Source organism: Methylobacterium sp. OAE515 (assembly GCF_041806315.1).
GTDB lineage: Bacteria > Pseudomonadota > Alphaproteobacteria > Rhizobiales > Beijerinckiaceae > Methylobacterium > Methylobacterium tardum.
On record NZ_JBGMUV010000001.1, the window covers coordinates 4,862,361 to 4,884,745 of the forward strand.

Annotated in this window: 33 protein-coding genes; 13 read left to right on the top strand and 20 right to left on the bottom strand. The window is 66.7% G+C overall.

Annotated elements, in window-relative coordinates; genetic code table 11:
* Positions 1-72: 72 nt before the first annotated feature.
* From ABIE45_RS23715 to rpsM, 3 genes are all read right to left on the bottom strand, one after another.
* Positions 73-945 carry an MBL fold metallo-hydrolase gene (locus ABIE45_RS23715; protein WP_192711545.1) on the bottom strand — a complete coding sequence of 291 codons (873 nt, stop codon included), beginning with the start codon at positions 943-945 and terminating at the stop codon, positions 73-75.
* Between the two features lie 25 nt (positions 946-970).
* The gene (gene rpsK / locus ABIE45_RS23720; protein WP_007557606.1) at positions 971-1,360 is read right to left on the bottom strand and encodes a 30S ribosomal protein S11; all 390 of its coding nucleotides are present in this window, start codon (positions 1,358-1,360) and stop codon (positions 971-973) included.
* A gap of 172 nt (positions 1,361-1,532) precedes the next feature.
* Entirely contained in the window at positions 1,533-1,901 is a 369-nt protein-coding gene (rpsM, locus tag ABIE45_RS23725) for a 30S ribosomal protein S13 (protein WP_050732928.1), read from the bottom strand.
* Positions 1,902-2,154: 253 nt separating this feature from the next.
* Here rpsM and ABIE45_RS23730 point away from each other — a divergent pair, with 253 nt between their 5' ends.
* Positions 2,155-2,511 carry a hypothetical protein gene (locus tag ABIE45_RS23730; protein ID WP_192711546.1) on the top strand — a complete coding sequence of 119 codons (357 nt, stop codon included), beginning with the start codon at positions 2,155-2,157 and terminating at the stop codon, positions 2,509-2,511.
* A gap of 10 nt (positions 2,512-2,521) precedes the next feature.
* Here the strand turns inward: ABIE45_RS23730 and ABIE45_RS23735 are convergent, their stop codons facing one another.
* The 17 genes from ABIE45_RS23735 to ABIE45_RS23815 form a co-directional block, all read right to left on the bottom strand.
* A complete protein-coding gene (locus ABIE45_RS23735) occupies positions 2,522-2,755 on the bottom strand; it encodes a hypothetical protein (RefSeq protein WP_192711547.1) in 234 nt (77 codons plus the stop codon).
* Positions 2,756-2,944: 189 nt separating this feature from the next.
* On the bottom strand, positions 2,945-3,547 hold the full coding sequence (locus tag ABIE45_RS23740) for an adenylate kinase (protein WP_192711548.1): 603 nt from the start codon (positions 3,545-3,547) through the stop codon (positions 2,945-2,947).
* A 168-nt stretch (positions 3,548-3,715) separates the two neighbouring features.
* Positions 3,716-5,062 (bottom strand): preprotein translocase subunit SecY, encoded by a 1,347-nt coding sequence (secY, locus tag ABIE45_RS23745; RefSeq protein ID WP_043387379.1) that lies wholly within the window; start codon positions 5,060-5,062, stop codon positions 3,716-3,718.
* Positions 5,063-5,219: 157 nt separating this feature from the next.
* On the bottom strand, positions 5,220-5,723 hold the full coding sequence (rplO, locus tag ABIE45_RS23750) for a 50S ribosomal protein L15 (protein WP_192711549.1): 504 nt from the start codon (positions 5,721-5,723) through the stop codon (positions 5,220-5,222).
* Between the two features lie 10 nt (positions 5,724-5,733).
* On the bottom strand, positions 5,734-5,925 hold the full coding sequence (gene rpmD, locus ABIE45_RS23755; protein WP_020096280.1) for a 50S ribosomal protein L30: 192 nt from the start codon (positions 5,923-5,925) through the stop codon (positions 5,734-5,736).
* 10 nt (positions 5,926-5,935) lie between these two features.
* Positions 5,936-6,523 (bottom strand): 30S ribosomal protein S5, encoded by a 588-nt coding sequence (gene rpsE, locus ABIE45_RS23760; protein WP_012319173.1) that lies wholly within the window; start codon positions 6,521-6,523, stop codon positions 5,936-5,938.
* 226 nt (positions 6,524-6,749) lie between these two features.
* Entirely contained in the window at positions 6,750-7,112 is a 363-nt protein-coding gene (gene rplR / locus ABIE45_RS23765) for a 50S ribosomal protein L18 (protein WP_010686176.1), read from the bottom strand.
* Between the two features lie 10 nt (positions 7,113-7,122).
* Positions 7,123-7,656, bottom strand: coding sequence for a 50S ribosomal protein L6 (rplF, locus tag ABIE45_RS23770; RefSeq protein ID WP_192711550.1), 534 nt, complete (start codon positions 7,654-7,656; stop codon positions 7,123-7,125).
* A gap of 22 nt (positions 7,657-7,678) precedes the next feature.
* Positions 7,679-8,074 carry a 30S ribosomal protein S8 gene (gene rpsH / locus ABIE45_RS23775; RefSeq protein WP_010686178.1) on the bottom strand — a complete coding sequence of 132 codons (396 nt, stop codon included), beginning with the start codon at positions 8,072-8,074 and terminating at the stop codon, positions 7,679-7,681.
* 10 nt (positions 8,075-8,084) lie between these two features.
* Positions 8,085-8,390 (bottom strand): 30S ribosomal protein S14, encoded by a 306-nt coding sequence (gene rpsN, locus ABIE45_RS23780; protein WP_010686179.1) that lies wholly within the window; start codon positions 8,388-8,390, stop codon positions 8,085-8,087.
* A 40-nt stretch (positions 8,391-8,430) separates the two neighbouring features.
* Complete coding sequence (rplE, locus tag ABIE45_RS23785; protein ID WP_373622579.1) at positions 8,431-9,051, bottom strand: 50S ribosomal protein L5; 621 nt, start codon at positions 9,049-9,051, stop codon at positions 8,431-8,433.
* A complete protein-coding gene (rplX, locus tag ABIE45_RS23790) occupies positions 9,044-9,358 on the bottom strand; it encodes a 50S ribosomal protein L24 (RefSeq protein WP_161392856.1) in 315 nt (104 codons plus the stop codon). Before rplX ends, rplE begins: the two co-directional genes overlap by 8 nt.
* Positions 9,358-9,726: a 50S ribosomal protein L14 gene (gene rplN / locus ABIE45_RS23795; RefSeq protein ID WP_010686182.1), complete on the bottom strand. Its 369-nt coding sequence runs from the start codon at positions 9,724-9,726 to the stop codon at positions 9,358-9,360. Before rplN ends, rplX begins: the two co-directional genes overlap by 1 nt.
* 360 nt (positions 9,727-10,086) lie before the next feature.
* Entirely contained in the window at positions 10,087-10,464 is a 378-nt protein-coding gene (locus tag ABIE45_RS23800; protein WP_192711552.1) for a hypothetical protein, read from the bottom strand.
* Positions 10,465-10,635: 171 nt separating this feature from the next.
* Positions 10,636-11,331: an amino acid ABC transporter permease gene (locus tag ABIE45_RS23805; protein ID WP_192711553.1), complete on the bottom strand. Its 696-nt coding sequence runs from the start codon at positions 11,329-11,331 to the stop codon at positions 10,636-10,638.
* Positions 11,328-12,077 (bottom strand): amino acid ABC transporter permease, encoded by a 750-nt coding sequence (locus ABIE45_RS23810; RefSeq protein ID WP_209578452.1) that lies wholly within the window; start codon positions 12,075-12,077, stop codon positions 11,328-11,330. Before ABIE45_RS23810 ends, ABIE45_RS23805 begins: the two co-directional genes overlap by 4 nt.
* Before the next feature lie 17 nt (positions 12,078-12,094).
* Positions 12,095-13,072 carry an ABC transporter substrate-binding protein gene (locus ABIE45_RS23815; protein WP_373622582.1) on the bottom strand — a complete coding sequence of 326 codons (978 nt, stop codon included), beginning with the start codon at positions 13,070-13,072 and terminating at the stop codon, positions 12,095-12,097.
* A gap of 642 nt (positions 13,073-13,714) precedes the next feature.
* Here ABIE45_RS23815 and rpsL point away from each other — a divergent pair.
* From rpsL to rpsC, 12 genes are all read left to right on the top strand, one after another.
* Entirely contained in the window at positions 13,715-14,086 is a 372-nt protein-coding gene (gene rpsL, locus ABIE45_RS23820) for a 30S ribosomal protein S12 (RefSeq protein ID WP_007557568.1), read from the top strand.
* Between the two features lie 110 nt (positions 14,087-14,196).
* Positions 14,197-14,667 (top strand): 30S ribosomal protein S7, encoded by a 471-nt coding sequence (gene rpsG / locus ABIE45_RS23825; protein WP_007557567.1) that lies wholly within the window; start codon positions 14,197-14,199, stop codon positions 14,665-14,667.
* A gap of 30 nt (positions 14,668-14,697) precedes the next feature.
* Positions 14,698-16,773: an elongation factor G gene (gene fusA / locus ABIE45_RS23830; protein ID WP_192711554.1), complete on the top strand. Its 2,076-nt coding sequence runs from the start codon at positions 14,698-14,700 to the stop codon at positions 16,771-16,773.
* Positions 16,774-16,817: 44 nt separating this feature from the next.
* The gene (tuf, locus tag ABIE45_RS23835) at positions 16,818-18,008 is read left to right on the top strand and encodes an elongation factor Tu (RefSeq protein WP_192711805.1); all 1,191 of its coding nucleotides are present in this window, start codon (positions 16,818-16,820) and stop codon (positions 18,006-18,008) included.
* Positions 18,009-18,089: 81 nt separating this feature from the next.
* Positions 18,090-18,398, top strand: coding sequence for a 30S ribosomal protein S10 (gene rpsJ, locus ABIE45_RS23840; RefSeq protein ID WP_043351245.1), 309 nt, complete (start codon positions 18,090-18,092; stop codon positions 18,396-18,398).
* Positions 18,399-18,449: 51 nt separating this feature from the next.
* Positions 18,450-19,175 (top strand): 50S ribosomal protein L3, encoded by a 726-nt coding sequence (gene rplC, locus ABIE45_RS23845; RefSeq protein ID WP_043351246.1) that lies wholly within the window; start codon positions 18,450-18,452, stop codon positions 19,173-19,175.
* Complete coding sequence (gene rplD, locus ABIE45_RS23850) at positions 19,175-19,795, top strand: 50S ribosomal protein L4 (RefSeq protein WP_160536267.1); 621 nt, start codon at positions 19,175-19,177, stop codon at positions 19,793-19,795. The genes rplC and rplD overlap by 1 nt, the downstream gene beginning before the upstream one ends.
* A complete protein-coding gene (locus ABIE45_RS23855; protein ID WP_020094257.1) occupies positions 19,792-20,088 on the top strand; it encodes a 50S ribosomal protein L23 in 297 nt (98 codons plus the stop codon). Before rplD ends, ABIE45_RS23855 begins: the two co-directional genes overlap by 4 nt.
* Before the next feature lie 25 nt (positions 20,089-20,113).
* A complete protein-coding gene (gene rplB, locus ABIE45_RS23860) occupies positions 20,114-20,950 on the top strand; it encodes a 50S ribosomal protein L2 (RefSeq protein ID WP_020094256.1) in 837 nt (278 codons plus the stop codon).
* A gap of 5 nt (positions 20,951-20,955) precedes the next feature.
* Positions 20,956-21,234, top strand: coding sequence for a 30S ribosomal protein S19 (gene rpsS / locus ABIE45_RS23865; protein ID WP_192708807.1), 279 nt, complete (start codon positions 20,956-20,958; stop codon positions 21,232-21,234).
* 1 nt (position 21,235) lies between these two features.
* Entirely contained in the window at positions 21,236-21,622 is a 387-nt protein-coding gene (rplV, locus tag ABIE45_RS23870; RefSeq protein ID WP_012319191.1) for a 50S ribosomal protein L22, read from the top strand.
* Positions 21,623-21,632: 10 nt separating this feature from the next.
* Positions 21,633-22,379, top strand: a complete 747-nt coding sequence (gene rpsC / locus ABIE45_RS23875) for a 30S ribosomal protein S3 (RefSeq protein ID WP_012319192.1) — start codon at positions 21,633-21,635, stop codon at positions 22,377-22,379.
* Positions 22,380-22,385: the final 6 nt, after the last annotated feature.

Here is a 22,385-nt window from a genome sequence, read left to right on the forward strand (position 1 = left end):
ACCGTCCCCGCGCTTCGGCCGTCCGGCGCCGCCCCCTGGCGCCCCGAACGGTCCCTGAATGTCTGTCCGCCGTTACTCGCCGCCGACCCACAGCACCGGTACGAAGCTGTAGCCAGCCCCCTCCCGGTCCACGTAGCCGAGCGCCGGGAATTCGAGATGGCCGCCGGCGATGAGCGTCCGCTCGCTTGCCACCTCGTCCAGGATCCGCTTGCGCGTCTCCCGTGCCTGGTCGCCGTCGACGTCGAAGCCGACGCCGGCCTCAGGGTTCTTGAACTGGATCGCCGGCAGGTGCACCACGTCGGTCCACATCATCAGCGACTGTCCACCGGAGACGATGCGGAAACCGCAATGGCCCGGCGTGTGGCCGGGCAGAGGCACCGCTGTGATCCCCGGAAGAACCTCGCCGCCCCGGTGCTCGCGCACCTTGCCGGCGTAGGGTGCGAGCGCCTTGCGGGCACCCTCGAAATAAGGCTTCGCGGCCTCCGGCGCCTGGGCCAGGGCCTCATCCGGAAGCCAGTGCGCCGCCTCGTCGGCGTGCAGCACGATCTCGGCATTCGGGTAGCGCGCCGCGCTGTCCTTCACGAGACCGCCGACATGGTCTGGGTGCAGGTGGCTGACGAGCACCGTGCCGATCTCCTCCGGCTTGACGCCGGTGAGCGCCAGCGCCGCGCCGGCCCGGCCGAGGGTCGGTGCCGGCGCGAGGTCGCCATAGCCCGTGTCAATCAGGGTCGGCTTGAGGCCGGGACCTGTGATCAGGAAGGCGTTCAGCGTGATCTTGGGCTGCTCGGTTCGGAAGCCCGCCAGCTGAAGCCGCCCGGCCTCTTCCTTGGAGATGCCCGTGACGAGATCGAGGCTGGCCTGAAACCAGCCGTCGTTGAGCACGGTGACCGTGAGGTCGCCGAGGTTCCAACGCAGCACGCCCGGAAGCGGCTTCGATCCCGTCATGAGCTTCTCCGTCACGAGACTTCGATCAGACGCGGCGGCGCTTGCGCGGCCGGCAGCCGTTATGCGGGATCGACGTCACGTCGCGGATCGAGGTCACCGTGAAGCCAGCAGCCTGAAGGGCGCGGAGCGCCGACTCACGGCCCGAACCCGGACCCGAAACCTCGACCTCGAGGGTGCGCATGCCGTGCTCGGACGCCTTGCGGGCGGCATCCTCGGCGGCGACCTGAGCGGCGTACGGCGTCGACTTGCGCGAGCCTTTGAAGCCCATCGCGCCGGCGGACGACCACGAGATCGTGTTGCCCTGCGCATCCGTGATGGTGATCATCGTGTTGTTGAACGACGCGTTCACGTGGGCGACGCCCGACACGATGTTCTTGCGCTCGCGGCGGCGGACGCGTTGCGGTTCCTTGGCCATCTGTTCTCACTCTTCCTTCAGGCACGCCCGTAACACCAGGCGCTCGGGATTCTTTTTGGGACTTGGCCGGAGCGCCCAGGCAGGGCGGTCGAGCCGGCGCCGGGTCCGCTGGGGGACACCTGGCGCGATGGGAAGGAGGCCGAGCTGAGCACGGCCTCCCAGTTCCAAAAAATTACTTCTTCTTGCCGGCGATCGGCTTCGCCTTACCCTTGCGGGTGCGGGCGTTGGTATGAGTGCGCTGACCGCGGACCGGCAGCTGCTTGCGGTGACGCAGGCCGCGATAGGCGCCGAGATCCATCAGGCGCTTGATGTTCATCGAGACTTCGCGGCGCAGGTCGCCCTCGACGATGTAGTCGCGGTCGATCGTCTCGCGGATCGAGAGAACCTCGGCATCGGTCAGCTGGTTGACCCGGCGCTCGGCGGGGATGTTCACCTTCTGGGTGATCTCCTCGGCCTTCTTGGCGCCAATGCCGTGAATGTACTGAAGCGCGATGACGACGCGCTTGTTGGTCGGGATGTTGACGCCTGCGATACGGGCCACAATCACTCTCCATGTCGGGCCCGAGGATCCGGGCCGGTGTCGTGCGCGTCCGGTGGAGGCCGGCCCCTGCGCACGTGAAACGACGACGCGGCCCGCGGGCGGCCCTGGACAGGGCACCTCGGACCATCGTTCGGCTGGACGAAGGAGGGCCTGCTAGCGCGCGGAAGGCCCGATGTCAACGTGGTATGACCGGTTCGACGTGCCGCCCTGCGTCACGCCCCGGGGCCGTGATGCACGAGATCGAGGAGTCTGGATGTCCCTGCTGACCAGCGACGGTGCGACCGTGCGGGCCTTCGCCGATGCCGTCCTGCGGGAAGCCGCCGAGACCCTGGACGAGGTCGTCCCCGTGACACTGGCGGTGATCGGCGGCGTGCTCGCCGAAGCAGAGCCGGGATCCGTGGCGGTTCAGGGCGCGGATCACGGGCCGATCCTGCTCTGGGCCACGTTCGCGGGCCGCCGGATGGTGTTCCGCTACAACGTTATGACCGCCATGATCGAGCTGCGCGAGGACACCCCCGAGGGCTATCCGCTTCGTCTATTCGGCCATCGATCCCTGGCGATGGACGTCGTCAACTTCTTCGGCACCCTGCGCCGGGAAGGACGACTCTGATCCGGGTCTCTTAGCGGAAGCCCTGATTCCGGAACCGGCAGTAGCTGCCCAAATCCTGGTAGCCGCCTGGGCAGCGGCGGACACAGGCGCCGGCAGCGAACTTGAGGGGCGGTCGGCAGGCGTGGCGGAACCGCTTCTGCCCGTACACGAAGGATTGGGCGGGGCTCTGCGCCGCAGCCGGAAGGTCCGGCAGCGAAGCCGCGAGGCTGAGGACAACCGTCGTGACGACGACGCGTAGGGTCATGGTGTTTCCGATCGATGCTGCGCCAATCAACCGGTCGAGCCCGCGAGAGGTTCAGGATCGAGGGCGACCCAATCGCCGTCGGACGCGATCATCCTGACAGCGCCTCTTCCGCGACACGGAGAGCTTCGCCTCCCTATTCAGCCTTGCGTCCCTGTCCGGCCAGCAGCGGACCGGCACCTCAACAGGTGCTCAGGACGTCACACGCTCCTCGTGCGGCTCAAGCACCGACATCAGGTCGGCCGTGACCTTGTCGATCGGCTGCATGCCGTCGACGGTCTTCAGCATGCGCTTCTGGGCATAGTAAGCCGATAGCGGCGCGGTCTGGGCGCGATAAGCTTCCAGGCGCTGCTTGAACACTTCCGGGGTATCATCCTTCCGCACAGCCTGGCCACGGGCCAGGGTCTCTGCCGCGCGCTTCTCGATCCGGCCGACGAGGGCGTTCTCGTCCACCTTCAGCTCGATGACGGTGGAGAGGCTCAAGCCCTTGCTGGCGAGCATCTCGGACAATGCCTCGGCTTGAGCGACAGTGCGCGGGAAGCCGTCGAGGATGAAGCCGCGGCGGGCATCGGGTTCCTCGATCCGGTCGGCCACGATGCCGACCACAATCCGGTCCGAGACGAGGCCGCCCGATTCCATCACGGCCTTGGCCTCAAGGCCGACCGGCGTGCCCGCCGCCACCGCCGCCCGGAGCATGTCGCCGGTCGAGAGCTGCGGGATGCCGAAGCGCTGCACGATCCGCTCGGATTGCGTCCCCTTTCCCGCACCGGGCGGCCCGAGCAGAATGATGCGCATGGCGTTGTCCTCGTTCGGCCCGGTCGCTTCGGGCTCAAGCCGCGGTGGCGAAGCCTCCCTGGCATCGCCGGATTTAAGAATTTCTAGCCGGTCCCGAGCGCGGAAACACTCGGACCTTTGGGCCAGAGACGGGAGGATGCTTGGCTTCGTCCCGTCTCTGTATCAGCCTCAGCGGCGGCGTTGCGTGGTCGAGGCGCCACGCAGCTTGGCCTTCTTCACGAGGCCCTCGTACTGGTGGGCCATCAGGTGCCCATGGATCTGCGCCACTGTGTCCATAGTGACCGAGACCACGATCAGCAGGGACGTGCCGCCGAAGCCGAGGCTCGCGGCCGCGTAGGACGAGAGGATCTCCGGGCACAGACAGACGAGCGTCAGGTACAGGGCGCCGATCACCGTGATGCGGGTCAGCACCTTGTCGATGAAGGCCGCGGTGCGTTCGCCCGGACGGATGCCCGGGATGAAGCCGCCATGCTTCTTCAGGTTGTCGGCCGTCTCCTGCGGATTGAAGACCACGGCGGTGTAGAAGAACGTGAAGAAGATGATCAGCGCCGCGTAGAGGACCATGAACAGCGGCGTGCCGTGGCCGAGATAGGCCGTGACCGTGCCGAGCCAGCCGGTCGCGCCGCCATTGGCGGAGAAGCTCGCGGCCGTGGCCGGCAGGAGCAGCAGCGAGGAGGCGAAGATCGGCGGGATCACGCCGGACGTGTTGAGCTTGAGCGGCAGGAACGAGGTCTGGCCCTCGTACATGCGGTTGCCGACCTGGCGCTTCGGGTAGTTGATCAGCAGCCGGCGCTGGGCACGCTCCATGAACACGATGAAGTAGACCAGCGCCACCGCGGCGACGCCTACACCTAGGATGATCGCCGGCGATAGGGCGCCGGTGCGGCCGAGCTCGAGCGCGCCCGCGATCGCCACCGGCAGGTGGGCGACGATGCCGGCAAAGATGATCAGCGACGAGCCGTTGCCGATGCCGCGCGAGGTGATCTGCTCGCCGAGCCACATCAGGAACAGGGTCCCGCCGGTCAGCGTGATCACCGTCGAGGCCAGGAAGAACGGGCCCGGATCGATGGCGGCCGAGGAGCCCTGGAGTCCGATCGCGATGCCCCAGGACTGGACCAGCGCCAGCACCACCGTCAGGTAGCGGGTGTACTGGTTGATGACCTTGCGGCCGGACTCACCCTCCTTCTTCAGCGCCTCCAGGCTCGGGATCACCGAGGTCAGGAGCTGCACGATGATCGAGGCCGAGATGTACGGCATGATGTTCAGGGCGAAGATCGCCATGCGCTCGACGGCACCGCCCGAGAACATGTTGAACAGGCCCAGCACGCCGCCCGACTGCTGCTGGAAGTTCCGGGCGAACTGCTCCGGATCGATTCCGGGAATCGGGATGTACGTGCCCAGCCGGAACACCACGAGGGCGCCGAGCGTGAACCAGATGCGCTTCTTCAGCTCATCGGCCTTGGCGATCGCACCGAAGTTGAGGTTGGCGGCAAGCTGCTCGGCGGCTGAGGCCATAAGCGTCGCGTCCTGGACATGTCGCCGGGCGGTCGAGCCCGGATGAAACGAAAAACGGCGGCCCGCGTGGTCGCAGGGCCGCCGCTCGAAGGATCGGCTTAAAGGGTGCGCGGAGCCCGTGCAACGGGTCCCCGAGATCGCACCCTCCGCGCTCCCGTCAGGCCGTGGCCGCCTCGCTGCCGCCGCGGGTGGAGGCACCCTGGGCGTAGACGGTGCTGACCGAGCCGCCGGCCTTCTCGACCGCCTCGACGGCGGACTTGGAGGCGCGGGTGACCTCGAAGCTGAGCTTCGCGGTGAGCTCGCCGACGCCGAGCAGCTTCACGCCGTCGCGGGGACGGGCGATGATGCCGGCGGCGACCAGGCTCTCCACCGTAACGGTGGCGGCCTTGTCGAGCTTGCCGGCGTCGACCGCCTCCTGGATCCGGCCGAGGTTCACCTCGTTCAGATCCTGAGCGTAGAGGTTGTTGAAGCCGCGCTTCGGCAGGCGACGATGCAACGGCATCTGACCGCCCTCGAAGCCCTTGATGGCAACGCCGGTCCGGGCCTTCTGACCCTTCACGCCGCGGCCTGCGGTCTTGCCCTTGCCGGAGCCGATGCCCCGGCCAACGCGCATCCGGTCCTTGGTGGCGCCGGGATTGTCGCTGATCTGGTTGAGCTTCATCGGGACCTCCTCACGCCACGTCGCCGTGGACGCGCACGAGGTGCGCAACCTTGCGGATCATGCCGCGCACGGAGGGGGTATCCTCCAGCTCGGACACGCGGTGGAGCTTGTTGAGCTTGAGGCCGATCAGCGTCTGGCGCTGGCTGGCCTCGCGGCGGATCGGCGAACCGATCTGCTCGATGCGGACGGTCTTCTGTGCCATCGGACCCCCCTTACGCGACTGCGGCTTCGGACTGGTCTGCCGGGTCGGCATCGCGGCGACGCGACTGGAGCGTCGACACCTTGATGCCGCGGCGGGCCGCCACGGAGCGCGGGCTGTCCTCGTTCTTGAGCGCCTCGAAAGTGGCGCGCACGAGGTTGTAGGGGTTCGAGGAACCCAGCGACTTGGCGACAACGTCTTGCATGCCGAGCGTCTCGAACACGGCGCGCATCGGGCCGCCGGCGATGATGCCGGTACCCTGCGGGGCGGCGCGGAGGATCACCTTGCCGGCGCCATGACGACCGTTGACGTCGTGGTGCAGGGTCCGGCCCTCACGGAGCGACACACGGATCAGACCGCGCTTGGCAGCCTCGGTCGCCTTGCGGATCGCTTCCGGCACCTCACGGGCCTTGCCGTGGCCGAAGCCGACGCGGCCCTTCTGGTCGCCGACGACGACAAGGGCAGCGAAGCCGAAGCGACGGCCACCCTTTACCACCTTCGCGACGCGGTTGATGTGGACGAGCTTGTCCACGAACTCGCTGTCGCGCTCCTCGCGATCCTCGCGGCGGCCGCGGCCCCCGCCTTCACGTTCACGTGCCATGTTTCTACCTGTTCATCTCACTGGCGCAGGCGGCGGGCCTGCTCGCTCGATTTTGTCTGCGGAAAGCGGCGCACCGCTCTCCTCCGCCGTTTCTGTCGTCATCCCGGGTCCCTGCAGCGGAGCCCAAGATCCAGAGCCGTCGGGGGTGCAGATCCTGCCGCGCCGAGGGTCTGGTTTCCGGGCTCGCCTGCGGTGCCCCGGAATGACGGGGTTCGGTGAAACCCGATCAGAATTCCAGGCCACCCTCGCGGGCGGCCTCCGCCACGGCGGCGACGCGGCCGTGGTAGATGTAGCCGGAGCGGTCGAAGATGACCTTCGTGACGCCCGCGGCCTTGGCGCGCTCGGCGACGAGCTTGCCCACCGCCTTGGCGGCGGCGACGTCGGCGCCGGTCTTCAGTTCGCCCTTGAGCGCCTTGTCGATCGACGAGGCTGCGGCCAGCGTCTTGCCGGCGACGTCGTCGATGACCTGCACGTAGATCTGCTTCGACGAGCGGAACACCGAGAGCCGCGGACGGCCGTTGGCGGCCGCCCGCAGCGCGCGACGGACGCGCGCCTTGCGGCGATCGAGGGCTTCGAGCTTGCGAGACATGATGCCCTCCTTACTTCTTCTTGCCTTCCTTGCGGAAGATGAACTCGCCCGCATACCGCACGCCCTTGCCCTTGTACGGCTCGGGTCCGCGGTAATCGCGGATCTCGGCGGCGACCTGACCGACCTGCTGGCGGTTGATCCCGGAGATCGTGATCTCGGTGGGCTTCGGGGTTGCGATCGTGATCCCGGCGGGGATCTCGTACTCGATGTCGTGGCTGTAGCCGAGCGACAGCTTGAGGGCCTTGCCGGCCATCGCCGCACGATAGCCGACGCCCGTGATCTCGAGCTTCTTCTCGAAGCCCTTCGACACGCCCTCGACGATGTTGGCGATCTGCGCCCGCGACGTGCCCCACAGGGAGCGCGCCGGCTTGGACTGGTTGATCGGCTCGACCGAGATCGCGCCGTCCTTCAGGGCCACGTTGACGAGGGCGGGAACGACGAACGACAGCTCGCCCTTCGAACCCTTCATCTTCACGGTCTGACCCGTGACGGTGGCGGTAACGCCCGCCGGTACGGGGACCGGCTTCTTGCCTACGCGAGACATGGGATAACCTCCTCCGTCCCGATCAGAACACGGTGCAGAGCACTTCACCGCCGACGTTGCGCTCGCGCGCCTCGTGGTCGGCCATGACGCCCTGCGGGGTGGAGACGATGGTGACGCCGAGGCCGTCGGCCACGTGCGGCAGCTCGCCGACCGACGAGTAGACCCGGCGGCCCGGCTTCGAGACGCGCTTGATCTCGCGGATCACCGGGCGCCCGTCATAGTACTTGAGCTCGATAGCGAACTCGGTGCGGCCGTTGCCGAGGTCGGTCGCCGCGTAATCGCGGATGTAGCCCTCAGACTTCAGCACGTCGAGGACGCTGGCGCGCAGGCGCGAGCCGGGCGTCTGGACGACGTTGCGACGGCGCAGCTGGCCGTTGCGGATGCGGGTGAGCATGTCGCCCACGGGATCGTTAACCATGGGGACCTCCTTACCAGCTCGACTTGACCAGGCCGGGGATCAGGCCCCGGTTGCCAAGCTCGCGCAGCGCCACGCGCGAGATGCCCATCTTGCGGTAGTAGGCGCGCGGACGGCCGGTCATGCCGCAGCGATTGCGGATGCGGGTGGCCGACGAGTTGCGCGGCAGTTCCGCGAGCTTGAGGCGCGCCTCGAAGCGCTCCTCCATCTCGAGGGCGTCGTTGTTGGCGATCTCGAGGAGCGCCTTCCGCTTGGCCGCGAAGCGCTTCACCAGCGCCTTGCGGGCCTCGTTCTTCTCGACTGAGCTTTTCTTCGACATGTGGTCTATCTCCGGTGTCCGCGTCTGAAGCCCGAAAGCTTCACTGCCGGAACGGGAACTTGAAGGCGGCGAGGAGGGCCTTGGCCTCGGCATCGGTCTTGGCGGTGGTCGCCACGACGATGTCCATGCCCCAGGTCTGCTCGGCCTTGTCGTAGGAGATCTCCGGGAACACGAGGTGCTCCTTGAGACCCAGCGCGTAGTTGCCGCGGCCGTCGAACGAGCGCGGGTTCAGGCCGCGGAAGTCACGCACGCGCGGCAGCGCGATGGTGATCAGCCGGTCCATGAACTCGTACATGCGCTGCTTGCGCGGCAGCGCGATGGTGATCAGCCGGTCCATGAACTCGTACATGCGCTGCTTGCGCAGGGTCACCTTGCAGCCGATCGGCATACCCTCGCGGACCTTGAAGGTCGCGATGGCCTTGCGGGCCTTGGTGATGACCGGCTTCTGGCCGGCGATGAGGGCGAGGTCCCCCGCAGCCACGGAGGCCTTCTTCGAGTCCGCGGTGGACTCGCCGACGCCCATGTTGATCACGATCTTGGTGATCTGCGGCACTTCCATGGGGTTCTTGTAGCCGAACTCTTCGATCAGCTTCTGGCGAACCACTTCCTCGTAATGCTTGCGCAGACGAGGGGTGTAGGCGTTCTTGTCGGCCTCAGCCATCGATCTGATCCCCCGTGGTCTTGGCGAACCGGACCTTGCGCCCGTCTTCGAGGATGCGGAAACCCACGCGGGTCGGCTTGCCGTTGGCATCGGCGACCGCGATGTTCGAGAGCTGGATGGCGGCCTCCTTGGAGATGATGCCGCCTTCCTGGTTCTGGGTCTGCTTCTGGTGCTTCTTGACCAGGTTGATGCCGCGCACGAAGGCCCGGCCTTCCTTCGGCAGAACCTGGATGACCTCGCCGGAGCGACCCGAGTCGCGGCCGGTGAGCACGACGACCGTGTCGCCCTTCTTGATCTTGGCAGCCATTACAGCACCTCCGGAGCCAGGGAGATGATCTTCATGTGGTTGCGGGCGCGCAGCTCGCGCGGCACCGGTCCGAAGATGCGGGTGCCGATCGGCTCCTTCTGATTGTTGATCAGAACGGCCGCGTTCTTGTCGAAGCGGATGACCGAACCGTCGGCGCGCTTCACGTCCTTGGCGGTGCGGACGACGACCGCCTTCATGACGTCGCCCTTCTTGACGCGACCGCGCGGGATCGCCTCCTTGACGGAGACGACGATGACGTCGCCCACGCCGGCATACTTGCGCTTCGACCCGCCGAGAACCTTGATGCACATCACACGGCGTGCACCCGAGTTGTCGGCGACGTCCAGATTCGTCTGCATCTGGATCACGTGCGTGACTCCTTGTTTCAGGCGGGTTTCCGCACACGGGCGGTATTGCCCGGCGGACGACGCCTGATGGGGACCTGATGTCCCCGGCTCATGTGTTCGACCGCGCTGGCGGTGTCTTGGGACACCGGCGCGGTCACCGCGTTCACAGGGTGCGAGCACCCATCGGGAATGTCGCGAAGGCCGGGCGGATACTACGGACCGCTGGCAATGGCAAGCCGAGCGGCGGGATTTCTCGGCGCGGCAGGTGCGCAACGAGGGCGCTCGAGATCCGATCTGGGACGGAACGGACGACTGCTTTGACGCAGAACGACCGGCGCGCCTTTCGGCACGCCGGTCGCAAGCCGCACGAAGAGGCTGGAATCAGGCCGGCTGGCCGGCAGATTCGAACAGGAAGCCGTCGAGGCTCGGGATGGTGACAGCGCCGCCGCAAGCGGGCTTCGACAGGCGCCAGGGCCGCTCCGCGCGGGCCCGAACAGCCTCGGACGGGCGGAGCCGGCGCACGGTGCCGTCGTCGGCCAGCTCCTCGATGGCCAGGAAGCCGTAGACCTGCAGGCGCGAAGCCGTCAGCTTCATCGTGCGGTCCTCCGCCGCGACGATCAGGCTGCCGGTGGCGTAGACCGCGTCGAGGAGCGAACGCTGCTCGCTGCGACGGCGATTGCGCGCCTCGCGCTCGCCGGGCGCCTGGACGGGAACCGCCCGTCGGAACGGCACAACGTTGCTGACCGCGACGCAACCCATACGCAACATCCTCGACCCGAACCCATGGCGACCTGCCGGCCACCCGATGATCGCGACGTTTCGACGGTTCGCTTTAATCTTCCGTAGACCGTGACGGCGCCCCCCTGCCCCGATCCGGCACGCCGCTTCGCGCCAGCTCGGCAGGATGTGCCGAGTCGCGTTGCTAGCCGGTCAGGCTTTCGTGACGGAACGCGATCCTCGCGCCAGCCGGGACGCCAACGCGTCGAGGGAGGCGCACAGGCCGGCGTAGACGGCCCCGACGAAGAGGAAGATCTCGGCCGGGTAGACCATGGCGCGATTGTTCACCTGCGCGGCCACGAAGGACAGCTCGGGCACGCCGATCACGTAGGCAAGCGACGTGTCCTTGATGAGCGCGGTCCATTGATTGGCGAAGGACGGCGCCATGGCGCGTAGCGCCTGCGGGAGCACGATGAAGCGCAGGATCCGCCAGCGGCCGAAGCCGAGCGCCAAGCCTGCCTCCCACTGGCCGCGGCCGATGCTCTCGATGCCCGCCGCAACCCCGTAGGACAGGTAGGCACCCCCGACCAGCGACAGCGCCGCGACAACGGTGCCCATCTCGGGAACCGAGACACCGAACAGGATCGGCAGAAGGAAGTAGCTCCAGAAGATCAGCATCACGATCGGCACGGCGCGGAAGAACCCGAGGCCCAGGGTGAGCGCGCCTCGGGTCGTCCCCGTGCTCATCGCGAGGCCGATCCCCAGGACGAGTCCGAGCGCAGCCGAGGCGAGACCGGATAGGCCGGAGAGAATCAGCGTCAGCGTCAGCGCCAGTCCGCCGACCGGCCCGTCGGGCCACGCGCCGAGCAGCAGGTAGCCGAGATTGTCGCCGATGATCGCGAGGTTCACCGGCGCCGTCCCGCCGGTCGATAACGTCGGGCCAGAACCTGCCCCGCCGATTCCACCGCGGCGACGGCGCCGACATAGAGCAGCGTCGCGAGGCCGAAGGCCTGGACCGTCCTGAACGTCTCGGTCTCGACTTGCCGGGACGCGTAGGACAGTTCGGCGAGGCCGATCGTCATGGTCAGCGACGTGTTCTTGATCGTATTGAGGTACTGGCCGACGATCGGCAGCCACACGATGCGCAGGGCCTGCGGCAGGACGACGTGGCGGAACGCCTGGACCGGCGTGAAGCCGAGGGCAAGGGCCGCCTCCCGCTGGCCGGGACGGACGCCGTTGATGCCGGCGCGGCCCTCTTCGGCGATGTAGGCGGCCGCGTAGAGCGTCAGCCCGCAGAACCCGGCCACCGTCTCGTAGGCGGGCCAGTGCAGTGCGCCGACGCCCAACTCCAGGCGGTGCGGCGTGCTCAGCCAGACGGTCAGCCTGATCGGCAGGAGAGCGGCGACCGCGAAGTACCAGACGAAGAGCTGAACGAGCAGCGGCGTGTTGCGGATGAGGCCGATGCCGGCGGACACGACCCGCCGTGCCGACGCGCTGCCCGCTTCCCGCAAGCAGCACGCCGAGAGGCCCAGGACCGTGCCGGCAACGCACACGGCGGCCGACAGGGCCAGGGTGACCCCGAAGCCCTGCAGCAGCCACACGAGATAGCGCGGCGCCAGGAGGTCGCAGAACAGTCCAGCGAAGCGCTGGGTCACTTCCACCGCCGATTCGATCAGCTGTGGTCCCCGATCCGGAACAGGCGTGGCAGCGGCTGCTCGGTGTTCGGCCCGAACCACCGGTCATAGATCGCCGCCGCCTTCCCGCTCGTCTCCAGGTCCCGCAGGGTCTCGTTCACGAGCTCCCGCAGCCGGATCTCACCTTTGGGGATGCCGACGCCGATATAGTCATTGGAGATCATGAAGGCGGGGATCTCGTAGTTCTCGCGATCCGGCACCTTCGCCAACAGGCCGACGAGCTTCGGTCCATCCTGCGTGATGGCTTGGACGTTGCCGTTGCGCAGGGCCGTAAATGCGAACGGCGTATCGTCGAAGGCGACGACCGTGGCCTTCGGGAAGTCTCGGCGTAGAACGATCTCGTTGGTGGTTCCCTTGTCGGCGCCGATGCGCAGGCCATTCAGCTGCTCGGGCGACGACAGGGTTCCTTTCTTGGCCAGGAACTGCTGCCCGGACGCGAAGTATGGGATGCTGAAGTCGAGCTGCTTGGCTCGCTCCTCCGTGATGGTGAAGTTTGCCACCACCAGATCGACCTTGCCGGAGGTCAGGAGCGGGATGCGATTCGCCGGATTTGTCGGCCTGACCTCGAGCTTCACGCCCAGCTTGTCGGCGAGTGCGCGCCCGTAGTCGACGTCGAGCCCGGCGATCTGCTTGGTCGCATGATCGACGAACCCAAATGGCGGATTGCTGTCGAAGGCGGCGACCCGGAGGATTCCGGCCTGTCTGATCTCGTCTAGCCGGTCGGCCTGGGCGGCGCTCACCGACAGAAGCGTTGCAAGGGCAAAGGCGAAGAGGCGACGCACAGGTGTCTCCATCAGAGCGATCCGCAGCCGACCGTATCCGCGGCCATCACGTTTACCGCGGCCAGAGATGATGAGATCAAAGTACCCTATATAATCCTCGATCGGCCGTTCTCTCGGCGCGCGTGCTGATCTGAAGCTTAGAGCATTCAGTTTGCATGGCGCATCGCCGATCATCTCTATCATCATCTCGGTTACCGTTCCGAAACAACAGGCAAGAATTTCATTTTTGCGGTCAGAGCGAGCATGTTGCTGCAGAAAATCTGAGCGGCACTGAGCAAAACTTTTCCGGCGATCGCGAGCCCGATTTCGACGATCCCGAAGCCTCCGCGTGCCGGACGATGATCCCCGCGGCCGACGGTGACCGCTGGGAGCGCCGCGCGTCGAACCGCCCCGAGAAGCCTTGTCCGACGCATGCCGTGTCGTTAGGTGTGCCGGCCTCGCCCAGAGCCCCTGGGATCCCGTCCGAACGAAACCGCGCCTTGACCGATCCTTAACCTCCGGCGCGGCGCAGTTTTCTGCCGCGAACGCATTGACCTGAGGGGCAACCGCGTCTAGAAGCGCGCCACTTCGGACGGCCATCGGCTGCCGACGGCCCTTGGGCATACCCCCGGACGCCGCCGCCATCGCCCCGCGCGCTCCGAGGGTTCAAATCGCCTGACGCTCTAAGTCAGATCCGTAGGTACGAGCGCGTTCGCTGTCGAACGTGCTCCTCTGCCCACACCGCGCCGAGGGTCCGTGACTGGCCCTCCGGCGCATATTCGCTTTGCGGACTGCTCTTCGCGGTCCGAACTAGGTGACCGAGGAAGAGGGCACAGGATGCCGACGATCAACCAGCTGATCGCCCAGCCGCGGAAGATCCAGCGGAGCCGCAACAAGGTTCCGGCGCTTGACGCTTGCCCGCAGAAGCGCGGCGTCTGCACCCGCGTTTATACGACGACCCCGAAGAAGCCGAACTCGGCGCTTCGTAAGGTGGCCAAGGTCCGTCTGACCAACGGCTTCGAGGTGATCGGCTACATCCCCGGTGAGGGCCACAACCTTCAGGAGCACTCCGTGGTCATGATCCGCGGCGGCCGCGTGAAGGACCTTCCGGGCGTGCGCTACCACATCCTGCGCGGCGTGCTCGACACGCAGGGTGTGAAGAACCGCAAGCAGCGCCGGTCGAAGTACGGCGCCAAGCGTCCGAAGTAAGTTTCGCTTCGGTCGGATATTTCCACGGCCTCGTAAGGATGTCGCCGGCCTCAGGGCTCAGGCGGCCTGCGCGGGGCGCTTAAGACCATATTGTTCGAGAGCAGAACCCAATGTCCCGTCGTCACTCAGCCGAGAAGCGCGAGATCATCCCCGACCCGAAGTACGGGGACGTGGTGCTGACGAAGTTCATGAATTCGATCATGTACGAGGGCAAGAAGTCGACCGCCGAGCGGATCGTCTACGGCGCCTTCGACATCGTCGAGAACCGCGCCCGCGCCAACCCGATCGAGGTGTTCCGCGCCGCCCTCGACAACGTTGCCCCGATGATCGAGGTCCGCTCCCGCCGCGTCGGCGGCGCGACCTACCAGGTCCCGGTCGAGGTTCGCACCGAGCGTCGCCAGGCGCTGGCCATCCGCTGGCTGATCCAGGCGGCCCGCTCGCGCAACGACCGCACCATGATTGAGCGCCTCTCCGCCGAGCTGCTCGACGCCGCCAACAACCGCGGCAACGCCGTGAAGAAGCGGGAAGACACGCACCGGATGGCGGAAGCCAACCGCGCCTTCTCGCACTACCGCTGGTAAGCGGTTCCGCCGTCTCTCAGGAGCAATTCGATGCCCCGCACGCACGCGATCGAGGACTACCGCAACTTCGGCATCATGGCCCACATCGATGCCGGCAAGACCACGACGACCGAGCGGATCCTCTACTACACCGGAAAGTCCCACAAGATCGGCGAGGTCCATGAGGGCGCCGCCACCATGGACTGGATGGAGCAGGAGCAGGAGCGTGGCATCACGATCACCTCGGCTGCCACCACCTGCTTCTGGCGCGATAAGCGCCTGAACATCATCGACACCCCCGGCCACGTCGACTTCACCATCGAGGTGGAGCGCTCGCTCCGCGTGCTCGACGGCGCCGTATGCGTGCTGGACGGCAACCAGGGCGTCGAGCCGCAGACCGAGACCGTGTGGCGCCAAGCCGACAAGTACGACGTGCCGCGCGTCGTGTTCGTCAACAAGATGGACAAGATCGGCGCCGACTTCTTCAAGTGCGTGGCCGACATCATCGATCGCGTCGCCGGCAAGCCCGTGTGCCTGCAGCTGCCGATCGGGGCCGAGTCCAACTTCCAGGGCGTCATCGACCTCATCAAGATGAAGGCGATCGTCTGGTCGGGCGAGGCGCTCGGCGCCAACTTCGACGAGGTCGAGATTCCGGCTGACCTGAAGGATCAGGCTGTCGAGTACCGCACCAAGCTGGTCGAGGCCTGCGTCGAGCTCGACGACGACGCCATGGCCGCCTACCTCGACGGTACCGAGCCGGACGAGGCCCAGATGCGCCTCCTGGTGCGCAAGGCCGTGCAGCTGCGCGCCTTCCACCCGGTGCTCTGCGGCTCGGCGTTCAAGAACAAGGGCGTGCAGCCGCTCCTCGACGCCGTCGTGGACTACCTGCCCTCCCCGGCCGATCGCGGCGAGATCAAGGGCATCGATTTCAAGACCGAGGAAGAGACCGTCCGGCACCCGACGGATTCGGATCCCTTCTCCATGCTCGCCTTCAAGATCATGGACGATCCCCACGTCGGCACGATCACCTTCTGCCGCGTGTACTCGGGCAAGGTTGAGTCGGGCGCCAACGTGCTCAACTCCTCGCGCGACAAGAAGGAGCGCGTCGGCCGCATGCTGCTGATGCACGCCAACAACCGCGAGGACATCAAGGAAGCCTATGCCGGCGACATCGTCGCCCTGGCCGGCCTCAAGGACACCCGCACCGGCGACACCCTCTGCGACTCGCAGAAGGCCGTCATCCTCGAGAAGATGGAGTTCCCGGAGCCGGTGATCGAGATCGCCGTCGAGCCGAAGTCGAAGGCCGACCAGGAGAAGCTCGGCATCGCGCTCTCGAAGCTCGCCGCCGAGGACCCGTCCTTCCGCGTCTCCACCGACCAAGAATCGGGGCAGACCATCCTCAAGGGGATGGGCGAGCTCCACCTGGACATCAAGGTCGACATCCTGCGCCGCACCTATAAGGTCGACGCCAATATCGGCCAGCCGCAGGTGGCGTACCGCGAGAAGCTAACCCGCCGTCAGGAGATCGACTACACGCACAAGAAGCAGACCGGTGGTACCGGCCAGTTCGCTCGCGTGAAGTTCGTCGTCGAGCCGAACGAGCCGGGTGCCGGCTTCTCGTTCGAGTCGAAGATCGTCGGCGGTGCGGTGCCGAAGGAGTACATCCCGGGCGTCGAGAAGGGCCTGAACTCGGTCCTCGGCGCGGGCGTGCTCGCCGGCTTCCCGGTGGTCGACGTGAAGGTCGAGCTGATCGACGGAGCCTACCACGATGTCGACTCGTCGGCGCTGGCCTTCGAGATCGCCTCCCGCGCCGCCTTCCGCGAGGCCCTGCAGAAGGGCGGCTCGGTCCTGCTCGAGCCGGTGATGAAGGTCGAGGTCGTTTCGCCGGAAGAGTACACCGGCTCGGTCATCGGCGACCTGAATTCCCGCCGTGGCCAGATCCAGGGTCAGGACATGCGCGGCAACGCCAACGTCATCAACGCGATGGTGCCGCTGGCCAACATGTTCGGTTACGTGAACCAGCTGCGCTCCTTCTCGCAGGGCCGCGCCAACTTCACGATGCAGTTCGACCACTACGAAGAGGTGCCGCGCGGCGAGGCCGACAAGGTCATCGCCAAGTACGCCTAAGTATCTCTTCTTCCGCAACGCGAATTCGAATTTAGGAGGCTCTGATGGGCAAGGAAAAGTTCTCCCGCACCAAGCCGCACTGCAACATTGGCACGATTGGCCACGTTGACCACGGCAAGACGTCGCTGACGGCGGCGATCACGAAGGTTCTGGCGGAGTCGGGCGGCGCGACGTTCACGGCCTACGACCAGATCGACAAGGCACCGGAGGAGAAGGCGCGCGGGATCACGATCTCGACGGCGCACGTGGAGTACGAGACGCAGAACCGGCACTACGCGCACGTGGACTGCCCCGGCCACGCCGACTACGTGAAGAACATGATCACGGGCGCGGCGCAGATGGACGGCGCGATCCTGGTGGTGTCGGCGGCCGACGGCCCGATGCCGCAGACCCGCGAGCACATCCTGCTGGCGCGTCAGGTCGGCGTTCCGGCGCTGGTGGTGTTCCTCAACAAGGTCGACATGGTCGACGACGAGGAGCTTCTGGAGCTGGTCGAGCTGGAGGTGCGCGAGCTCCTGTCGAAGTACGATTTCCCCGGTGACGACATCCCGATCACCAAGGGCTCGGCGCTGATGGCGCTGGAGGACAAGGAGCCGAAGATCGGCAAGGAGGCGGTCCTGGCGCTGATGGCGACCGTGGACAGCTACATCCCGCAGCCGGAGCGTCCGATCGACCTGCCGTTCCTGATGCCGATCGAGGACGTGTTCTCGATCTCGGGCCGCGGCACGGTGGTGACGGGTCGCGTCGAGCGCGGGATCGTGAAGGTCGGCGAGACGGTCGAGATCGTCGGCATCCGCGACACGCAGACCACGACGGTGACGGGCGTGGAGATGTTCCGCAAGCTGCTCGACCAGGGTCAGGCGGGCGACAACGTCGGCGTGCTGCTGCGCGGCACGAAGCGCGAGGACGTGGAGCGCGGCCAGGTCGTGTGCAAGCCGGGTTCGGTGAAGCCGCACGCCAAGTTCAAGGCCGAGGCGTACATCCTGACCAAGGAAGAGGGTGGCCGTCACACGCCGTTCTTCACGAACTACCGGCCGCAGTTCTACTTCCGCACGACGGACGTGACCGGGATCGTGACGCTGCCCGAGGGCACCGAGATGGTGATGCCGGGCGACAACGTGACCATGGACGTGGTGCTGATCGTGCCGGTGGCCATGGAGGAGAAGCTGCGCTTCGCCATCCGCGAGGGCGGCCGCACCGTCGGTGCCGGCGTCGTCGCCGCCATCAACGACTGAGCTCAAGAGAAGCATCCTTAGCAGGGCGCGGCGGGGTACAGGCCCCGCACACCCCGCCGTCCCTCTCAAGGTTCCAGGATCATGAACGGTCAGAACATCCGTATTCGCCTGAAGGCGTTCGATCACCGCATCCTCGATGCGTCGACCAAGGAGATCGTCTCCACGGCTCGTCGCACCGGCGCGACCATCCGGGGTCCGATCCCGCTCCCGACGCATATCGAGAAGTTCACCGTGAACCGCTCGCCGCACATCGACAAGAAGTCGCGCGAGCAGTTCGAGATGCGCACGCACAAGCGCGTGCTCGATATCGTCGATCCGACGCCGCAGACCGTGGACGCGCTGATGAAGCTCGACCTCGCCGCTGGCGTGGACGTGGAGATCAAGCTCTGAGTCCGCTGAGGACTTAGAGCTTCCCGTTTCATCGCGCGAGGGAGAGAACCTATGCGCTCAGGCGTCATCGCACAGAAGGTCGGCATGACCCGCGTCTTTACGGACGCGGGGGAGCATGTCCCCGTCACCGTGCTCAAGATCGATCAGTGCCAGGTGGTTGCCCACCGCACCGTCGAGAAGAACGGCTACGTCGCGCTGCAGGTCGGCGTCGGCAAGGCCAAGGTCAAGAACGTCTCGGCAGCTGAGCGCGGCCGCTTCGCGGTCGCAAAGGTCGAGCCGAAGAAGAAACTCGCCGAGTTCCGCGTGTCCGAGGACGCGCTGATCCCGGTCGGCGCCGAGATCACCGCGGACCACTTCATCCCCGGCCAGTTCGTGGATGTCACCGGCACCACGACCGGTAAGGGCTTCGCCGGCGGTATCAAGCGCTGGAACTTCGGCGGCCTGCGCGCCACCCACGGCGTGTCGATCTCGCACCGTTCGATCGGTTCGACCGGCGGCCGTCAGGACCCGGGCAAGACCTTCAAGAACAAGAAGATGCCGGGCCACCTCGGCGTCGAGCGGGTCACCACCCAGAACCTGCGCGTCGTGCGCACCGATCCCGAGCGCGGCCTGATCTTGGTCGAGGGTGCGGTGCCGGGCGTCGCCGGCGGCTGGATCCAGATCCGCGACGCGGTGAAGCGCAAGCTCCCCGCCGACGTTCCGCTGCCGGGCAAGTTCCGTGAGAACGGCGCGTCCGCCCCGGCTCCTGAGGCCGCTGCGGCTGAGGAGACCGCGTGATGAAGCTCGATGTCAAAACCCTCGACGGCGCCGGTGCCGGCTCGGTCGAGCTGAACGAAGAGATCTTCGGCCTGGAGCCCCGCGCCGACCTGCTGCAGCGCATGGTCCGCTGGCAGCTCGCCAAGCGTCGCGCCGGCACTCACGCCGTGCAGAACCGCTCGGACGTGAACCGGACCCGCAAAAAGGCCTACAAGCAGAAGGGCACCGGTAACGCCCGCCACGGTGCGGCCTCGGCGCCGCAGTTCCGTGGCGGTGGCCGGGCCTTCGGGCCGGTCGTGCGCGACCACAGCCACGACCTGCCCAAGAAGGTCCGTGCGCTGGCTCTGCGTCACGCCCTGTCAGCCAAGGCCAAGGCATCGACCCTGATCGTCGTCGACGACATCAAGATCGAGGATCACAAGACCAAGGGTCTCGTCGAGCGCTTCGGCAAGATGGGCCTCTCGAACGCGCTGATCATCGGCGGTGCCGAGGTCGACGTGAATTTCGGCCGGGCCGCCCGCGCCATCCCGCAGATCGACGTGCTGCCCGTGCAGGGCATCAACGTCTACGACATCCTGCGCCGCGACACGCTCGTCCTGACGAAGGCTGCCGTCGACGCGCTGGAGGAGCGTTTCAAATGAGTGCCGATCCGCGCCACTACGATATCGTCGTCTCCCCGGTGATCACCGAGAAGGCGACGAACCTGACCGAGCAGAACAAGGTCGTCTTCCGCGTCGCCCCCAAGGCGACCAAGCCTCAGATCAAGGAGGCGGTTGAGAAGCTGTTCGACGTGAAGGTCACGGCCGTGAACACCCTTGTCACTAAGGGAAAGAAGAAGATTTTCCGCGGACTCCGCGGACAGCGCTCCGACGTGAAGAAGGCGATCGTGACCCTGGCCGAGGGCCACTCGATCGACGTCACGACCGGGCTCTGAGGACGGGATTTAGGGATCCAAGCCGATGGCCTTGAAGACATTCAAACCGGTCACGCCGAGCCTGCGCCAGCTCGTGCTCGTCGACCGCCGTGAGCTCTACAAGGGCAAGCCGGTGAAGGCGCTGACGGAGGGCAAGTCGTCCTCCGGCGGCCGGAACAATCTCGGCCGCATCACCGTCCGCTTCCGCGGCGGCGGCCACAAGCGCGTGCTGCGCAACGTCGACTTCAAGCGTCGCGAGCAGCTCGGCGTCGCTGCCACGGTGGAGCGGATCGAGTACGATCCGAACCGCACGGCGTTCATCGCGCTGATCAACTTCCCCGACGGGAAGCAGAGCTACATCCTGGCTCCCCAGCGCCTGCAGCCGGGCGACAAGGTGGTGGCCGGCGAGAGCGTCGACATCAAGCCGGGCAATGCCGCTCCGGTCGGCTCGATGCCGGTGGGCACGATCGTCCACAATGTCGAGCTGAAGATCGGCAAGGGCGGCGCGATCGCCCGCTCGGCCGGCAACTACGCGCAGATCGTCGGCCGCGACCAGGGCTACGTGACGCTGCGCCTGAACTCGGGCGAGCAGCGCCTGGTCCATGGTCAGTGCTTCGCCAGCGTTGGCGCGGTCTCGAACCCGGACCACATGAACATTTCGCTCGGCAAGGCCGGGCGCAACCGTTGGCTTGGCAAGCGCCCGCACAACCGCGGCGTGGCGATGAACCCGGTCGACCATCCGCACGGCGGCGGCGAGGGTCGCACCTCGGGCGGCCGCAACCCGGTCACGCCGTGGGGCGTGCCCACCAAGGGGAAGAAGACCCGGTCCAACAAGCGGACCGACGTGTTCATCCTGTCCAGCCGCCACAACCGCAAGAAGTAATCGCTATGGCACGCTCTCTCTGGAAGGGGCCGTTCGTCGACGGCTACCTCTTCAAGAAGGCCGAGGCGGCGCGGGGATCCTCGCGCTCCGAGGTCATCAAGATCTGGAGCCGCCGCTCCACGATCCTCCCGCAGTTCGTCGGGCTCACCTTCGGTGTGCACAACGGGCAGAAGCACATACCGGTCTACGTGTCCGAGGAGATGGTCGGTCACAAGTTCGGCGAGTTCTCGCCGACCCGCACCTTCCCGGGCCACGCGGCCGACAAGAAGGCGAAGAGGCGCTGAGATGGGCAAGCAAGCCACCCCCCGCGCGCTCCCCGAGAACGAGGCGAAGGCCGTCGCGCGCATGCTGCGCGTCAGCCCGCAGAAGCTCAACCTCGTGGCGCAGATGATCCGCGGCAAGAAGGTCGACACGGCGCTGGCCGAGCTCCAGTTCTCGCGCAAGCGGATCTCGACCGAGGTCAAAAAGTGCCTCGAGAGCGCCATTGCCAACGCCGAGAACAACCACGATCTGGATGTCGACGACCTCGTCGTCTCCCAGGCCTTCGTGGGCAAGGCGCTGGTTCTCAAGCGCTTCCACGCCCGCGCCCGCGGCCGCGGCGCGCGTATCCTGAAGCCCTTCTCGAACCTCACCATCGTGGTTCGTGAAGTCCGCCAGGCCGAAGCGGCTTGAGGAGGAACTGATGGGCCAGAAAGTCAACCCGATCGGTCTTCGGCTCGGCATCAACCGGACCTGGGATTCCCGCTGGTTCGCCAACAAGGGCGACTACGCGAAGCTCATGCACGAGGACGTCGCGATCCGCGCCGCCCTCATGAAGCAGCTCAAGCAGGCGGCGGTCTCCAAGATCGTCATCGAGCGTCCGCACCGGAAGTGCCGCGTCACCATCCACTCGGGTCGTCCGGGCGTGGTGATCGGCAAGAAGGGCGCTGATATCGAGAAGCTGCGCAAGCTCGTCGGCACCATGACCAAGGCCGACGTGACCATCAACATCGTCGAGGTGCGCAAGCCCGAGATCGACGCCACCCTGGTGGCCGACTCGATCGCCCAGCAGCTCGAGCGCCGCGTCGCCTTCCGGCGCGCCATGAAGCGGGCCGTCCAGTCGGCCATGCGTCTGGGCGCCGAGGGTATCCGGATCAACTGCTCGGGCCGTCTCGGCGGCGCCGAGATCGCCCGCCAGGAATGGTACCGCGAGGGTCGCGTCCCGCTGCACACGCTGCGCGCCGATGTCGACTACGGGACCGCTACGGCGTTCACGACCTACGGCACCTGCGGCATCAAGGTGTGGGTGTTCAAGGGCGAGATCCTTGAGCACGACCCGATGGCCCAGGACAAGAAGGCCCAGGAAGAGGGCGGCCGCTCCGGCGGACGCCGTGAGCGCGATGGCGAGGGCGGCCGCGAGCGCGGACGCCGCGAGCGCGAGCACGCGTAAGGTAGG

Bases quoted from the DNA above. Each gene is read 5' to 3' on its own strand.
- ABIE45_RS23715 (WP_192711545.1), bottom strand. From the start codon at position 945: ATGACGGGATCGAAGCCGCTTCCGGGCGTGCTGCGTTGGAACCTCGGC.
- rpsK (WP_007557606.1), bottom strand. From the start codon at position 1,360: ATGGCCAAGGAACCGCAACGCGTCCGCCGCCGCGAGCGCAAGAACATC.
- ABIE45_RS23730 (WP_192711546.1), top strand. From the start codon at position 2,155: ATGTCCCTGCTGACCAGCGACGGTGCGACCGTGCGGGCCTTCGCCGAT.
- ABIE45_RS23735 (WP_192711547.1), bottom strand. From the start codon at position 2,755: ATGACCCTACGCGTCGTCGTCACGACGGTTGTCCTCAGCCTCGCGGCT.
- ABIE45_RS23740 (WP_192711548.1), bottom strand. From the start codon at position 3,547: ATGCGCATCATTCTGCTCGGGCCGCCCGGTGCGGGAAAGGGGACGCAA.
- secY (WP_043387379.1), bottom strand. From the start codon at position 5,062: ATGGCCTCAGCCGCCGAGCAGCTTGCCGCCAACCTCAACTTCGGTGCG.
- rplO (WP_192711549.1), bottom strand. From the start codon at position 5,723: ATGAAGCTCAACCAGATCAGCGACAATCCCGGCGCCACCAAGGACCGG.
- rpmD (WP_020096280.1), bottom strand. From the start codon at position 5,925: ATGGCACAGAAGACCGTCCGCATCGAGCAGATCGGTTCGCCGATCCGC.
- rpsE (WP_012319173.1), bottom strand. From the start codon at position 6,523: ATGGCACGTGAACGTGAAGGCGGGGGCCGCGGCCGCCGCGAGGATCGC.
- rplR (WP_010686176.1), bottom strand. From the start codon at position 7,112: ATGTCTCGCAAGCTCGAAGCCCTCGATCGCCGCAAGGCGCGCGTCCGT.
- rplF (WP_192711550.1), bottom strand. From the start codon at position 7,656: ATGTCTCGCGTAGGCAAGAAGCCGGTCCCCGTACCGGCGGGCGTTACC.
- rpsH (WP_010686178.1), bottom strand. From the start codon at position 8,074: ATGGTTAACGATCCCGTGGGCGACATGCTCACCCGCATCCGCAACGGC.
- rpsN (WP_010686179.1), bottom strand. From the start codon at position 8,390: ATGTCGAAGAAAAGCTCAGTCGAGAAGAACGAGGCCCGCAAGGCGCTG.
- rplE (WP_373622579.1), bottom strand. From the start codon at position 9,051: ATGGCTGAGGCCGACAAGAACGCCTACACCCCTCGTCTGCGCAAGCAT.
- rplX (WP_161392856.1), bottom strand. From the start codon at position 9,358: ATGGCTGCCAAGATCAAGAAGGGCGACACGGTCGTCGTGCTCACCGGC.
- ABIE45_RS23800 (WP_192711552.1), bottom strand. From the start codon at position 10,464: ATGGGTTGCGTCGCGGTCAGCAACGTTGTGCCGTTCCGACGGGCGGTT.
- ABIE45_RS23815 (WP_373622582.1), bottom strand. From the start codon at position 13,072: ATGATCGGCGATGCGCCATGCAAACTGAATGCTCTAAGCTTCAGATCA.
- rpsL (WP_007557568.1), top strand. From the start codon at position 13,715: ATGCCGACGATCAACCAGCTGATCGCCCAGCCGCGGAAGATCCAGCGG.
- rpsG (WP_007557567.1), top strand. From the start codon at position 14,197: ATGTCCCGTCGTCACTCAGCCGAGAAGCGCGAGATCATCCCCGACCCG.
- fusA (WP_192711554.1), top strand. From the start codon at position 14,698: ATGCCCCGCACGCACGCGATCGAGGACTACCGCAACTTCGGCATCATG.
- tuf (WP_192711805.1), top strand. From the start codon at position 16,818: ATGGGCAAGGAAAAGTTCTCCCGCACCAAGCCGCACTGCAACATTGGC.
- rpsJ (WP_043351245.1), top strand. From the start codon at position 18,090: ATGAACGGTCAGAACATCCGTATTCGCCTGAAGGCGTTCGATCACCGC.
- rplC (WP_043351246.1), top strand. From the start codon at position 18,450: ATGCGCTCAGGCGTCATCGCACAGAAGGTCGGCATGACCCGCGTCTTT.
- rplD (WP_160536267.1), top strand. From the start codon at position 19,175: ATGAAGCTCGATGTCAAAACCCTCGACGGCGCCGGTGCCGGCTCGGTC.
- ABIE45_RS23855 (WP_020094257.1), top strand. From the start codon at position 19,792: ATGAGTGCCGATCCGCGCCACTACGATATCGTCGTCTCCCCGGTGATC.
- rplB (WP_020094256.1), top strand. From the start codon at position 20,114: ATGGCCTTGAAGACATTCAAACCGGTCACGCCGAGCCTGCGCCAGCTC.
- rpsS (WP_192708807.1), top strand. From the start codon at position 20,956: ATGGCACGCTCTCTCTGGAAGGGGCCGTTCGTCGACGGCTACCTCTTC.
- rplV (WP_012319191.1), top strand. From the start codon at position 21,236: ATGGGCAAGCAAGCCACCCCCCGCGCGCTCCCCGAGAACGAGGCGAAG.
- rpsC (WP_012319192.1), top strand. From the start codon at position 21,633: ATGGGCCAGAAAGTCAACCCGATCGGTCTTCGGCTCGGCATCAACCGG.